The 13,973-nt window shown below is 63.4% G+C and carries 12 protein-coding genes; 2 read left to right on the forward strand and 10 right to left on the reverse strand.

Going from position 1 to position 13,973, the window contains the following annotated elements; all coding sequences use genetic code 11:
• Positions 1 to 6 precede the first annotated feature (6 nt).
• Entirely contained in the window at positions 7 to 1,566 is a 1,560-nt protein-coding gene (locus LEPTO7104_RS41070; protein ID WP_017296659.1) for a hypothetical protein, read from the reverse strand.
• Positions 1,567 to 1,672: 106 nt separating this feature from the next.
• Complete coding sequence (locus LEPTO7104_RS41075) at positions 1,673 to 3,049, reverse strand: glycosyltransferase family protein (RefSeq protein WP_017296660.1); 1,377 nt, start codon at positions 3,047 to 3,049, stop codon at positions 1,673 to 1,675.
• 226 nt (positions 3,050 to 3,275) lie between these two features.
• Between LEPTO7104_RS41075 and LEPTO7104_RS0100935 the strand changes: the two genes are divergently transcribed.
• Positions 3,276 to 3,698 (forward strand): bacteriohemerythrin, encoded by a 423-nt coding sequence (locus LEPTO7104_RS0100935; protein WP_026072254.1) that lies wholly within the window; start codon positions 3,276 to 3,278, stop codon positions 3,696 to 3,698.
• Here the strand turns inward: LEPTO7104_RS0100935 and LEPTO7104_RS0100940 are convergent.
• From LEPTO7104_RS0100940 to LEPTO7104_RS0100975, 8 genes are all read right to left on the reverse strand, one after another.
• A complete protein-coding gene (locus LEPTO7104_RS0100940) occupies positions 3,595 to 4,725 on the reverse strand; it encodes a glycosyltransferase (protein WP_017296662.1) in 1,131 nt (376 codons plus the stop codon). The genes LEPTO7104_RS0100935 and LEPTO7104_RS0100940 overlap by 104 nt on opposite strands.
• A gap of 197 nt (positions 4,726 to 4,922) precedes the next feature.
• Positions 4,923 to 6,206 carry a glycosyltransferase family protein gene (locus LEPTO7104_RS0100945; protein WP_040695227.1) on the reverse strand — a complete coding sequence of 428 codons (1,284 nt, stop codon included), beginning with the start codon at positions 6,204 to 6,206 and terminating at the stop codon, positions 4,923 to 4,925.
• On the reverse strand, positions 6,191 to 7,240 hold the full coding sequence (locus LEPTO7104_RS0100950) for a glycosyltransferase family 2 protein (RefSeq protein ID WP_017296664.1): 1,050 nt from the start codon (positions 7,238 to 7,240) through the stop codon (positions 6,191 to 6,193). Before LEPTO7104_RS0100950 ends, LEPTO7104_RS0100945 begins: the two co-directional genes overlap by 16 nt.
• A gap of 188 nt (positions 7,241 to 7,428) precedes the next feature.
• Positions 7,429 to 8,400, reverse strand: coding sequence for a hypothetical protein (locus LEPTO7104_RS0100955; RefSeq protein ID WP_017296665.1), 972 nt, complete (start codon positions 8,398 to 8,400; stop codon positions 7,429 to 7,431).
• A gap of 117 nt (positions 8,401 to 8,517) precedes the next feature.
• A complete protein-coding gene (locus tag LEPTO7104_RS0100960; RefSeq protein WP_017296666.1) occupies positions 8,518 to 9,486 on the reverse strand; it encodes a glycosyltransferase in 969 nt (322 codons plus the stop codon).
• Positions 9,487 to 9,513: 27 nt separating this feature from the next.
• Positions 9,514 to 10,149 (reverse strand): acyltransferase, encoded by a 636-nt coding sequence (locus tag LEPTO7104_RS42720; RefSeq protein WP_017296667.1) that lies wholly within the window; start codon positions 10,147 to 10,149, stop codon positions 9,514 to 9,516.
• Positions 10,139 to 11,368 (reverse strand): ABC transporter ATP-binding protein, encoded by a 1,230-nt coding sequence (locus LEPTO7104_RS0100970; protein WP_017296668.1) that lies wholly within the window; start codon positions 11,366 to 11,368, stop codon positions 10,139 to 10,141. The genes LEPTO7104_RS42720 and LEPTO7104_RS0100970 overlap by 11 nt, the downstream gene beginning before the upstream one ends.
• Before the next feature lie 285 nt (positions 11,369 to 11,653).
• Positions 11,654 to 12,484 (reverse strand): ABC transporter permease, encoded by an 831-nt coding sequence (locus tag LEPTO7104_RS0100975; RefSeq protein ID WP_017296669.1) that lies wholly within the window; start codon positions 12,482 to 12,484, stop codon positions 11,654 to 11,656.
• A gap of 324 nt (positions 12,485 to 12,808) precedes the next feature.
• Here LEPTO7104_RS0100975 and LEPTO7104_RS0100980 point away from each other — a divergent pair, with 324 nt between their 5' ends.
• On the forward strand, positions 12,809 to 13,966 hold the full coding sequence (locus LEPTO7104_RS0100980; protein WP_225886905.1) for a polysaccharide biosynthesis/export family protein: 1,158 nt from the start codon (positions 12,809 to 12,811) through the stop codon (positions 13,964 to 13,966).
• Positions 13,967 to 13,973 lie beyond the last annotated feature (7 nt).

Here is a 13,973-nt window from a genome sequence, read left to right on the forward strand (position 1 = left end):
CGTGATCTATCCCCTCCCCAACGGCACCCCCCCAGGGCGAGGTGAGGGAGTTTGACCGGGAGCGGCTCTCTCCCTGGGCTTTGGCTGCACCAGGTAGGGGTACAGGGGCTGCCCCGAGGCGGTGAGGCCGGGCGATCGCGGCGAGAACTGAGGCCGATAGATTTTCATAAATGCGTACTTGATGCCCACAATCGGCACCGACGACTGAAACAGCGTCGCCGCATAAACCCCGGCGGTCCACTCCGTCGAGGCCAGGGCCAGGCTCATCACCAGCACGCAAAACATCATCCGGGCCGAAAAGGGCGGCGTGCCAATGGCCGCCAGGGTAATCACGCCGTAGAACGCGCCAAGAATGCCGCCGATGAAGGCACAGCCAAAGTAGCCGAAATTGGCGTAGGCCTCGGGCAGCAGCCCCCAGGCGATCGTGGTTTTTAGCGTTTGTTCGTAGGTCTGTCGCTGCACATGTATGTTGAGCATGTGGGTGCCCTCGTGGCTGCGCAGCTTGTGGGGGTTGAGCGCCCTGGGCACAATCAGCCCAGGAATGATGGCGTAGGTCTTGCCTCCCAGGAAGGGAAAGGGCTCAGGAATTTTGGCCTGGGCCATCATCAGCATGTGGATGACGCTCGATCGCTCCACAAACGACTCTTTTTCTTCTATTTTTTCCCACCGCTGGGGGACGCGGTTCTTGTTGGCCTGGGCATAGCCCCACCACTCCTGAAACCAGGCCGGATATTGCCAGGGCTGCACATAGTGGGCCGTAGGGCCTTCCCAGTACTTGTGGCGCATCTCGTGCTTGCCGTGGTGCAGGGGCAGCAGCAGAAAAATCCCCATCAGCAGGCCCAAAATGGGCAGCCGTTTGCCGCCAATCACGTAGGCCATCACCGACAGCAAAAACAGCGTCAGGGCCGTCTTGAGAATCAGCCCCGCCGCCGCCGTGACAATGTTGGCCACCAGGGCAATAAAGAAAATGTACTGCTTGGTGCGGGGCATCGAGTTTTGCCCGGCCCGGTAGGCGAGCACAAAAATGCCTAAAAAGCTCAGCCCCAAAATGATCCCCCGCACAATGGTGAACAGCTTGTCGGGAATGCCGCTCCAGCCGCCCACCACGTACATATTTAAAAACGCCCCCGCCGCCACCATTGAGATAAACACGTTGTCGGCTGTATCGGTCTTGAGGGCGCGAAAGGGCTTTTTGATGGTCTGCGGCGTGCCAACAATTTGCAGCCACACCACCGTGCCGCTGACCAAAAACAGCACCGTGGTCAGCGCCGCCTTGAGGTGGGCCTCAGGGCTGTAGGACCAGACATTCAGGTTGCCGCTCAGCAGCGGCAGGCAAAAGGTCCACAGGTAGGTCAGCGAGAAAAACGGAAACACCGGCAGCCCCTGCACCCGCCCGGCACACCACAGATACACCGGGTACATGCAGGCCACCCCAATCAGCAGCGCCCCGATCGCCGTCGACTGGGGCACCTGACGCAGGCTATCCAGATTCGCAAACAGCAGCGCCGCCATTCCCGCCCAGAAGAGCAGGGTCATGGTTTCGGTTTTGGGTGGGGAGGAGGACATAGGGAGTGGGGGAGTGGGGGAGTGGGGGAGTGGGGGAGTGGGGCGTAGAGGCGTAGGGAAGGTGGGGGAGTGGGGGAGTGGGGGAGTGGGGGAGTGGGGGAGGGCTTTAGGGGTTGGATTGGGGAATGCAGCGATCGAAAGCTTGGCAGAGGGTTTTGGTCATCGCGTGGGCGGTGTAGGGGGCAAAGGCGGCCCAGTCGGTGGCGGGCGGGGTGCGGCTGGGGCGGGCCAGCAGGGTTTGCAGGTGGGGAATCAGCTGCTGGGCCAGGCGATCGGAGGAGGTCTGGGCGTCGAAGGTCACCGCTTCGCCCGCCTGGGTCTGGCGCAAAATATCGACAACTGAACTCTCGGCGTGGAAAATGGCCAGAATCGGCTTTTTGGCCAGCACCGCCGGGTAGAGCTTGGAGGCGGTGTAGCGGGGGTCGGCGGAGCCGATCAGCAGAATGGCGTCGCTGTCGGTGAGCAGTTTTTGGGCTTCAAAGTAGGGCACCCGCTGGGGATGCTCGGTGACGAGATCGGCGACACCGTGGGCGATCGCGAGGGGTTCGATGGTTTTGGTGGCCAGCTCTGGCGGGGCATAGCTGGTGCCGATGAAGTGGAGGTGCAGGGCAGCCGCCAGGTTGGGATCGCGAGATTTCAACGCCCTCAATCCCTCGAACAGGCCGCCCAGGGCTGGCGCCATGTCCGCCCCGCCCCGGCCCACATAGACCCAGTGCTGGCGGCCATCCTGGGGGTCGAAGTGGGTCTGCGCCAGGGGCAGATGGGGCAGTTGCTCAAAGTCTGCTTCCGGAGCCCCAAAGGGCAGCACCGTAAACTGGTCGGCCCGGAGCCAGGGATAGCGCCGCTGCAACAGATTTGGGTAGGCGGGTGACACCGACACCACCTGGCTCACCCGCCCCATCACCCTGGGTTCCCAAAAGGCCGCCAGGGCTTTGTCGAAGGCGTATTTGAGCCGACCGCCGGGGCGGTGCTGACCAGCGGGGGCGGCCTCCACCCGCCAGGGGTCTTGAAAATCGACCCCAAAGGGCACCCCAAACCGTCGCTGCCAGTAGGGGCCGAGGACCATCACCGGAAAAATGGTGGTGGAGAAGAACACCAGGTCAAAGGACTGTTGCGCCAGCAGTCGATTGCCCGCCTGAGCCAGGTAGGGCAAAGCGCGCCAGCCCACATTGCCTAAGCCCACAGCCCTTGTCCACCGCCGCGGCAGCGCCCCCACGGCGTGAACGGCCAGCCCTTGCGGTAGGGCCTGGCTGAGGAGGGGGTCCTGGGGATGGGGAACTTCCCCTGGGGTAATGGTCAGAATCTCAGCCTCCCAGCCAAACTCCGCCAGATAGGGCAGGGCGGTGCGCAGGCGCTGGTGGTCGGGGGCATTGACGGGCGGAAAGTGGGGGCTGATCACCAGCACGCGGCGGCGGGGTGACGCCGCCAATAGGCGGGCTGGGCTGGGCTGAGGTTGGCGCAATGAGGTGAGAGCAGGGGTCATGGGTATAGCGGTGACGGTAGTCTCTCTACCCTGGCAATCGCCTGTTTGCGATCGCGGTTGCGATGCCGCCCCTGGGCTGGGTTTCAAAATATTTATGACAGAACCTGTGGCGATAACTCGCCAGGGCAGCGAGTAGGCTAGGGTAGCGAAACTGATATTTTTACCGCCGATTGGTTTGCACCACTCGGCTTGCACCACTAGGGCCAGGGCTTAAGGACAGCTTGCTATGACAGTTGCAGTGTGGCGAGACGAATACCGCACCGGACACGACACCATTGACCAACAGCACCGCGATTTATTTGCCCAGGTAAATCACATCTATGCTCTGACCCAGACAGAACCCCAGGACAATTTGGGGATTAGGGCTCAGCTTGCAGACTTTGCGGCCATGGCCATCGCCCATTTCGATCTAGAAGAAGCCCTGATGACCCAGTATGACTACCCCAACTTTGAGGTGCATTTCAAAACCCATCGGGCCTTGGTCAACAAGGTGCAGGCCCTGCTAGAGAAGCCCGATCGCGGTCTCGATGGCCTGCCCGCCGAGGTTACTCAGGTGCTGGCTGACTGGATGGTGCATCACATTCGCGGCGAAGATCAGCAGATGATTCGCTTTTTGCGGGAGCAGTCGATCGCAGCGGTTGGCGGGTAGCCGTGACTTGCCGCCGGTAAAGCGCCTCATACTGACTCACGACCGCCTCAGCAGAGAAGCAATCGACCACCCGCTGACGGCAGTCCCGGCGCTGGAGCGTGGGGAGCTGGGCGATCGCGCCCACCGCCTCATCCACAGACTTCACCAAAAAGCCGTCTACCCCGGGGCGCACAATCTCCGGCAGCGACCCCCTAGGGGTCGAAAGGACCGGCGTACCGCAGGCCATGGCTTCGGCAAAGACAATACCGAAGGGCTCATCCCACTCGATCGGCACGATCATCGCCGCCGCCTGACCCAGCAGAGCATTCTTCTGGGCATCATCCACCGGACCCACGTACTCGATCGCCCCCGGAACCAGGTGGGGCGCGATTTCGCTTTCCCAGTAGGCGTTACCAGCGGGGGTGTCGATGCGGTTGCCTGCGATCAGCAGGCGGCGGTTGGCCCGCTGGGCGGCGGCGATCGCATTGTGGGCGCCCTTAATCGGGTCGAGCCGACTGAGAAACACCAGCGGCGCATCTGCGGCCACCTGGGGCTGAAAGGTAAATTTCTCCAGCTGCACGCAGTTGTGGATGGGGTGCCACTGGCCCCCGGCGGGCCGCCCCTGGCGACAGATGTGCTCGCTACAGCCGGTAAAGGTGAGGCTGGGGCCAGCCAGTTTTGCAGCCAGGCCTACGGTGCGCCCGGTGGGCTGGCGCTGGTACGACATTACCTTAGGCAACGCCGTCGGCAGCAGCGGCAGCAGGTACTGCAACCGCGAAAAGCTGTGCAGCATATCCGGCTGAAACCGCTGCACCGCCTGCCAGAGGGCCGCCGTATTGCGCAGGGTATCCCAGCGGGATTGTGAACTCAGCCCCGGCCAGGGGTAAAAGGCATCCACCGCACAGGTCGAGTCGCGATGGGCTACCAGGCCTACCCGGTGGCCCCGCTGCCGCAGGCCCTCGGCGAGCAGGTCGAGGATGCGTTCAATGCCGCCGTAGAGGGTGGGCGGGACGGGGAGTTCGGGGTCGGCGGTGAGGAGGATGTTCATGGTGGTGAGGGGATGAGGGTGGTGAGGGGATGGGGGGATGGGGGATGGGGGATGGGGGGGAGCTTCCCGCTGGGGAGGGTGAAAAACAACGGAAACCCGTAGGGTGCTGTTAGGCCTAAAGCCAATCGGGCCGATCGCAGAATCGCATTATGCCTGGCCGTAACGTACCGCTGGCGAATCTCAAACCAGGGAAAATCTCACGGCTCGGCCAGCGGCCTTGGCTCTAGGGCCAGAATTGGTTCTGTCCGGTTAACGCTCGACTTGGTGGTTGCCAAGGCCATTTCGGCGGCGGTCAGCAGCGTCTTCGCCTCTAGTTCCCAGCAAAAGCGGGCCTGGGTCGCCTGGCGGGCCGCTGCTTTCGCGGCCTGGAGCTGGGCAGGATGGCACACCAGATCTTCGATCGCGGCGGCCAGGGCGATCGCATCGCCCCCCGCCACCAGACGCCCAACTGCCGGAGCCTGGCGAAACACCTCGCGCTGTCCGGCGGTGTCGGTGGCAATCACCGCCAGCCCCGCCTGGAGGTACTGAAACAGCTTGTTGGTCACCGTCAGCTCGCGGCTGGGAGGGTCGGCCTGCTCCAGGGCCAGACCGATGTCGTTTTTGGCAATGCGGGCGGGCAGGTCGCCATTGGGCACGGTGGCGTGGATGTGGATGTGGCTGGCCCACCCCACCGGAATCTGCTGGGCCAGCCAGGTTTGATGGGCCGGTGAGCAGGCTCCGCGCAGGTGCACGTCCACCGGCAGGGGGAGATGGGCCAGGGCCTCAAACAGCAGTTCTAGCCCCCGCCCCGGCCCGATGGTTTGGGAAAACCAGTGCAGCCGCACAGGGTTGGAGGTACAGAAATCCACCTGGGGCAGTTCGGGTTTCGCCTGGGGGAACAGGTTGTACACCACCGTGGGCGACGAAACGCGATAGTGGGCCGCGATCGCCTCGGCCATCGCCTGGGAAGGAACCAGGCGGTAGGGGCAATGCCGCAGCAGGGCGTCCTCTAGCTCGGCGATCCAGGCGGTGGGGCGAGTCTGGCGGGCGGTAGGCAGCAGGTCCTGGGAAAACCAGTCCTCAAAATCGACGCCCACCGCGTAGCCCTGCTGCATCAGCTGTTGCCCCACCCACAGCCCGGCTTCAGAATGGACGATGGTCAGGTCAGCGGCCTGGGCTTGGGCAAACCGCAGCAGACGGCGGGCACCGTAGCCCAGCAGGGCGGGCGTCTTCAGCCCCAGACGCCGATAGAGCTGGCGAGCGACCGCTGCCTGGAGGCGCACCCCCAGGCGATCGCCCCGGCCCGGACGAAAATCCAGCACGGGATCAAAGCGCCAGGGTTTATCAGCCAGCAGGGCGGCGTCTCGGGCGGCAAATTTGGCATCGAACCAGACCCCCGCCACCGTCACCTCGTGACCGGCGGCGGCTAGGGTATCGGCCTCCTTTTGGGGCCGGGGGGCGGTGCAGAGATGGCCGCCAATTAAAATCAAGATTCTTGCCATTGGGGGCGGTCCTCCTGTTGGGACGGTGCTGTGGCACTGTCGGTCGCAGCAAAAATGCGCCCCAGGGCCAGGCGGCGATAGCCCCACTGGTTCACGAAAAGCTGGGCGTGGCGGGCGCGCTGCCATCCGATTAGCCGGGCCGCCAGCTGAAAGAGGGGGCCACCCATTGGTTTTTCGGTGGCTCCCCCCAGGTTGCGCACCTTCCTGGCGGCCAAATTTCGCAGGGAGGGCACGGCGGGAAAGACTTCGTAGATGAAGCGCTGCATCAGGTTGGCGCAGACCTGGCGGGTGCGATCGCTGTTCTCTGCCGCCAGCAGGTGCTGACTTTGCAGCGCCAGCGCCTGGTACTGGGAGGCCCAGGCCGCTGTGGTTTTGCGCCCGCTGAGGCTGGTGCGATTGCCCGAGCGGTAGTAGCTGCGGGCGGCGGGGCAAAAGCGGATGCCCTGGCTCGCCAGGATGACGCGAGCGAAGTATTCCCCATCGTCGTTGAGGGATAGGGCGGTTTGCCAAGGGCCAGCGGCTCGAATCAGCGATCGCGGCACCAGCCAGGCGGCGGGCGGCATCATCCAGTGGCCCGACCAGGCGCACACCAGCCAGTCTACCGGGGCCATGTTCCGCCACGGAGGCTCAGGGGTAAAAACGGCCTCCTGGGGATGGTGGTGAAATCTGGCCCAGGCTCCGGCAATCAGGCAGCCGGGATGGGCCGCTAACAGCGCCATCTGCCGCTCGATCTTGTCGGGGGCCAGCAGGTCGTCCGCATCGAGAAACTGAATCACCTCGCCCTGGGCCAGCTCTAGGGCCAGGTTGCGGGTGGCGGCAGCGCCCTGGTTGCGCTGGGCAATGATGCGCATATGGGGGTGGTTAAACTGGCTGACGGCCCGGCCAGCGACGACCAGGCTGTCGTCGGTGGAGCCATCGTCAATCAGAATGATCTCGGTGCGCGGCCAGGTCTGGGTCAGGGCCGATTTGAGCGTTTCTGCCAGCCAGGGCGCGGCGTTGTGGCAGGGAATCAAAATTGAAACAAGGGGTTTCATCGCTATGCAGCCTATGGAGATAAGCCCGATCCAGATCTAGCGTTTTTCCTTAGCAGAAACACCCTTCTGAACCTGGACTGGGGATGGTCGACTGTGGTTACTCTGGTTATTACTCTGGCCGCCCCAGGGTGGCGAACGGGTATACGAAAGGGGCTGGGGCGTATGCGTTAGGGGCCAACCTGGCGGGATTATCCCCTGGCTACGTGTCGCCAGCCGTAGCGAAAATACCAGGGCTTCGATTCGGCGACGTAGTGGTGCATGACCGCCTGGGGCCGCTGGGCCTCCTGGCGATCGGGCAGCAGCCGGTAGTCGGTCGCGGGGGCGATCGCACAGTCGCGCCCCGCCAGGTACAGGCAGCTCAACCCCTGGGTGACGTTGTAGTGGCTGCCCTCCTGGGCCAGAAAGGTTTGCAGCCAGGCTTCGATCTGGTGCCAGTCGATCGCCTCGCTTTGCAGGCCAAAAATGCCGATGTTGACCTTTTGCGGCAGCGGCCCGTCTGCCAATTCCTGCAAGAGCGTTTCGGAATAGCCGTAGGCGTTCTTCACATCCACCATGTAGCAGGGGGCCTGGGGTTGGGCCAGCCAGTCGAGCAAAAACTGAGGCTGCCGAAAAAACACCATATCGGAGTCGAGGAACAGCTTCCAGCCGGTTTCGCCCGCGTGGAAGTCGATCAGTTTGCGAATTAGGGGCTGCTGGAGCCGGTGCGATCGCAGGCAGGGAAACTCAGCCTCGGGCAGCACCCGCTCCAGACGCGCCTCCACGGCGGCGGGGGCCACAATCTCGCCCTGGGGAAAAATCCGCAGAATTTCGGCCTTTTGATCGGGCTGGAGTGAGCCGTCGTCGTAGACCACCGGGCGCAGGTTGACCGGCGATTGCTGCTGCATGGAGTAGGCGCAAAAGCAGGTCTGGTACCAGTATTTGCGGCCAGTCATAAAGTAGATGTCGTAGCTGGGGCGATCGGCGTCAGCGGCCAGGGGCCGGAGCTGGCCAACCTGCGCTTCCATCTGCCGCTGGCCGCGATAGCTCAGATAGCGGTTGAGCGGTCCCCGCTGCCAGGTGGTTTTGACAAATCCTCGCGGGGCGTAGACCAGTTTGTAGGCCAGCTTGCCCAGCCCCAGGCGGCGGCTGAGGGCTGGTAGGGAAGGTGCGGAGAGGGTCATGGGTTGAGAGTCCTAATGGGGTGGGGAATATAAAATTCAAAGTTCAAGATTCAAAAAAAACCGTAGTCCCGTAGGGTGGGCATTGCCCACCACAAAACGCCCTGTAGCGTAAGCGGCTCAGGGTAACTGGGCCTGCCCTTCCAGCAGGCCGCAGGCCCCCTGCCAGCGAATGGCGGCGGCGGTGCTGCGCCAGGGGCGCAGGTGCAGATAGCTTTTGGCCTGCCGCAGGGGCAGGCTCCAGGCCGAGATCTTGGGCCAGGGGCGCAGGCCGTGCAGGTCGAGCACCTGCACCCAGGAGCGGCAGGAGTCGCGGTTCATGCGGCGCAGGTAGGCGGGGCTGAGCCGACCAGCGGCAATCAGGTGCAGTAGGCTGAGCTGGGGAAAGTAGCCCACCGACCAGCCCTGCTCCAGCAGGGTCATGATCAGGTCGTTGTCGCCGCCGGAGGAGAGGCTGTTGCCGGTGCGATCGAGGGCCAGGCGGCGCGGGTCGTGGGCCAGGCTCTCGTTGTAGGCGGCCATGGCGGCGGTGCGCAGCATTAGCCCTGCGCCAATCGGTGCCCAGGCGGGGTACCGGCGGTCTGCTGTCGTCCCGGCCATTGGCTCAGCCTTGGGTTCAGGGCTGGCCCAGGCGTGGGTTTTTTCTGCCTCGCCAAAGTCGCGCAGGCCCAGGGGAATGCCCAGATCCTGGAACCACGGGGCGGGGGGCTGCTCAAACTCGGGCAGGCATTTGCCGCCGATCGCGCCCAGCCGGGGCGATCGCGTCAAAATCCCCAGCCCCTGCTCCAGGTAGTTCGCCGCCAGCACGTTGTCGTCATCGACAAAGGTCAGAATTTCAGTTTGGGTTTCGCGGAAGGCGCGCAGCCGGGCGGGGGTGAGCCCCTGCTGGGTCTCTACCACAATGCGGGCGCGAGGGTGCCAGCTGAGGTCGAGCCAGTCGGCCACGGCGGGATTGCTGGCATTGTCGATCACCAGCAGATTCCAGTTGGCCAGGGGCAGGGTTTGCTGCCGCAGGGCCACGATCGCGCGATAGAAATAGTCGCGGCGCGGGTTGTAGGTGCAAATGGCAACGGTCAGTGAAGGAGACATGGTGGGTAGGCTTCAAAATCGTTGAGTTCAGTGTGGAGAGTGGGGGTTTGCGATCGCGCCCGCGTTTTCTGTTTGCGTTCTGGGCGGCTCACCCCGCCGTTTGACCACTCGGGCGGGCACCCCCACCGCGTAGGCATTGGCCGGAATATCGCTTACCACCACCGCCCCGGCCCCAATCACGCAGCCGTCGCCCAGGGTGACGCCGCCCAAAATCGTCGCCCCGGCCCCGATCCACACGTCTGCGCCAATGGTGGTGGGCAGCGGCAGATTGGGCTGCGATCGAATCGGAATGCCCGGCGCTGGCACGGTGTGGTTTGACGAGACAATGCGGCTGTGCATGGCAACCAGCGTGTTCTGGCCAATGTGGACGCCGCCGTGGCCGTAGATCACCACGTAGGGACCGACAAACACGTGGTCTTCCAAATGAATCGCGCCGCCGTAGCTGTGCAGCACCGCCCCCACCTCCACCTGGCTAGAGCGGCCAATGTGCAGGCGGCCCCGCTGGCCCTGGGCCAGCCCCAGGCGGCAGTCTACCCCCCGATGAATGACGGCCCCCGCCCCCACCCGAACCCCCAGCTGGCGCAGCCAAAACCGCCGCCACACCCGCCGCAGCCGCTCCAGGCGAAAGCTCAGGGACAACATCGGCAGCGCCTTAGCGGCCATGGCTCACCAGGCTCCACTCAGCGGGCACGTGCATGGGGCCAATCACATCCACCGACGGCATGTTGGGAATAAACCGGGGCGACATGAACTCAAAGGTTAGGGCATCCTGGCGGGAGTCGTAGTTTTGGTGCTGATCCCCCAGCCACACCGACAGCTTGTAGGTGCCCGAGTGCAGCGGCAGGTCCTGGAGCCACATCACCGCCTCTCCTTCCGACAGCTTCTGGGGGTTAAAGCCCACGCTGTGGAGGTTGGGGTTAGAGCCAAACAGCGGCGTGCCGTAGAGGTTCGACACCACGATGCCAATCATCGGCGGGTCCAGGGGCCAGGGGGAATGGAAGCGCACCCGCACCTTCAAATGCCCCGCCTGGAGCGCCGCCTGGTCTAGCTCAATCTGGCGAATGTGGGGAGCATCGCGGTTTTGCTCTGCAGTGAAGACCGATTGGTCAATCTGGCTGTTGTAGAGGTTGAGGGCTTCCATGCAGTCGGTGTTGGCCAGCAGCCGCCCCCGGTCTAGCACAATGCCGCGATTGCAGAGGTTGGCCACGGCGCTCATGTTGTGGCTGACAAACATCACCGTGCGCCCGGAGGCGCTGACGGACTGCATCTTGCCCAGGCACTTTTGCTGAAACTTGGCATCTCCCACCGCCAGCACTTCGTCAATCACCAGAATTTCGGGCTCCAGGTGGGCCGCCACCGAAAAGGCCAGCCGCACGTACATGCCCGAGGAATAGCGCTTGACCGGGGTGTCTAAAAATCGCTCAACTTCGGCGAAGGCGACAATTTCGTCAAACTTGCGGCGAATTTCGGCCTTGCCCATGCCCAGCACCGCGCCGTTCAGGTAAATGTTTTCTCGCCCGGTCAGCTCGGGGTGAAAGCCGGTGCCCACCTCCAGCAGGCTGGCTACCCGGCCCCGAATGCGAATTTCGCCCGTGGTCGGCTCGGTGATGCGGCTGAGAATCTTCAGCAGGGTGGATTTACCCGCGCCGTTGCGGCCAATTACGCCAATGCGATCGCCCTGCTGAATCGAAAAGCTGAGGTCGTCCAGCGCCCAAAATCCCTCGTCCAGGGATGGACTGGTCCGGCGTTTGCCGACCAGACCGCGCCGCATGCGCCGCACCTGGCGGGCCAGAGTATCGCGCAGCGACTGGTATTTTTCGGGGCTGCGGCCCAGTTTGTAGTATTTGCCGAGATGGTCGACGGTGATGATGGGGTGGGTCATGGGTGGGTGGGGAGTGGATGGGTGGATGGGGAGGGGGGGAGGGAGATGGGGAGATGGGGAGATGGGGAGATGGGGAACCGTAGGGGCGCAAGGCTTGCGCCCTGCGGGGAATTGGGGTGAGTGGATGAACGGGAGGAGCCGTAGGGTGGGTTAGGCCCTCCCCAAACCAGCGCGAAGGCGATCGCGCTGGCCAGGGCCGTAACCCACCGGAAAGCATTGGGCGATCGCGCGGGTCCCGTCCTTGGCCACTAGATCCGCGCTGCTGGGATACACACAACCAACCGGCTAAATTACGTCCGCAAACGATCGCTCGTAGGCGCGGAAGTAGCGGATGCCAAACCACAGCAGCACCATCACCAGGCCGGTCGAAATGGCGAACCCCGGCAGGTACAGCTGGGCATCGCCGCCCAAAATCGCCCAGCGAAAGCCGTCGATTACCCCCACCATGGGGTTGAGGGAATAGAGCCAGCGCCACTGGGCGGGCACGACGGTGCTGCTAAAGCCGACCGGCGAAATGTAGAGGCCAAACTGCAAAATGAAGGGCACCACGTAGCGAAAGTCGCGGTACTTCACGTTCAGGGTGGCCAGCAGCAGCCCGGTGCCCATGGCGGCGGCAAAGGCAATGGCGATGAAAAAGGGCAGGGTGAGAATGCGCCAGCTAGGCACAAAGTGGTAGACCACCATCAGCCCCAGCAAAATAAAGCCCGAAATAAAGAAGTCCACCAGGCTGACAATGACGGCGCTGGTGGGCACCACCAGGCGCGGAAAGTAGACCTTAGAAATGAGGTTGGCGTTGGAGATCAGGCTGTTGCTGCACTCCGACAGGGCGTTGGCGAAAAACTGCCAGGGCAGCATGCCCGCAAACACCAAAATTGGGTAGGGCACGCCGTCGGAAGGCAGCTGGGCAATGCGGCCAAACACCACGGTAAACACCACCATGGTTAAAAACGGACGAATTAAGGCCCAGACAATGCCGATCGCAGTCTGTTTGTAGCGCACCAAAATATCGCGCCAGGCGAGGAAATAAAACAGTTCTCGGTAGCGCCAGACATCTTGCCAATAGTGGCGCTGGGCGCGTCCAGCAGTAATGACCAGTTCGGGGGAAGGGTAGCCCATGGGAATAGCCGCGAGAGAAATCTATTCACACCGTGGAAGGGGAATGGTTGCGATCGCGTTTGCGCTTTGGTCTACCTTTAGAAACCGTTACGCATTCGGCCCAAAACCCTACGCAAATCTACGGAAATTCACGAATCTGAGCTGATTGAGGGTCTTCTTTTTGAAGAGAGAAGTAGGCCCAATCTGAACCGCTGCCTGAACCGCTTTTCCTGTTGAGCCATTCTGCTCAGCCAGGCTCCAGTTCTGCCAGCTCTCATTGATAGGACCTGAGTCTACAAAACGGTCTACACAACCGTTGGGGGTGCCGCACCGATGTTTAATGGTTTGTCTAATGGTTCACGCTGCTCTCCAGGGCATTGGCAGCGACGATTCTTCCGGCGAGTTCCGCTGGTCCTTGGTTCGCCGCTGCTGGCGATCGCCAGCGGGCTGCTGACGCCTGGGTTGGCCGCCACCATGGGCGAGGCGATGCCAGCCCCCCAGCCCATGTTCCCCAGCGTTTCCCCGCCGGGGCCAGCGCTTCGCCCAGCCGCGCCCGCTGGGCCGCTGGTGTATCCCCTGGCCGACTACCGGCTGACGGTGGGCGACATTCTCTACGTCATTGTCGCCAACGTGCCCGACTACAGCGGCACGTTTCAGGTGCTGCCCGATGGCTCACTTAACCTGCCGGTGCTGGGCCGCGTGGAGGTCTGGGGCAAGACCCTGCCGCAGGTGGAGCAAGCCATTACCCAGGCCTACGCCGCCGCCGAAATTTTGGTGGAGCCGCGCATCACCGTCACGATGTCGCAGCTCAGCCCCCTGCGGGTGGTGGTGATTGGCGAAGTTACCCATCCCGGCGCCTATTCCCTAGACCCCAACCAGGGCCGCCTGCCGACAGTGGCGATCGCCCTCGATGCGGCGGGGGGCATTACCCAGCACACCGACCTGCGCTCCATTCAGGTGCGTCGGGTCAGCGCCGACAACCAGCGCGAAGAGACGATCGCCGTCAGCCTGTGGGACCTGCTCACCCAGGGCGATCGCAGCCAGGACATTGCCCTGCGCGACGGCGACACCATCGTTGTGCCCCAGGCCGACCCCACCATTCCCACCGCCCGCGAGCTGGCCAGCTCTACGTTTTCCGCCGGGGCAATTCGGGTCAACATCGTGGGCGAGATCGCCAAACCGGGGGTGATGGAGGTGCCCCCCGACACCTCGGTGACCGAAGCGCTGCTGCTGGCGGGCAGCTTTACGCCGCGATCGCGCCGGGTGGATGTGCAGCTGCTGCGGCTCAACCTCGACGGCACCGTCACCCAGCGATCGCTGCCGGTGGACTTTGCCAGCGCCATCAACGACGAGACCAACCCCCTGCTGCAAGACCGCGACGTCATTTTGGTGGGCCGCAACTGGTCGGCGGCGATCGGCGACTCCATCGGCACCGTCCTCCAGCCCCTGGGCGCGGCCTCTTCCCTGCTCAACCTGTTCCTGCCTTTTCTTCTGCTCAGATAGTTCAGCC

It is taken from the genome of Nodosilinea nodulosa PCC 7104 (assembly GCF_000309385.1).
GTDB lineage: Bacteria > Cyanobacteriota > Cyanobacteriia > Phormidesmidales > Phormidesmidaceae > Nodosilinea > Nodosilinea nodulosa.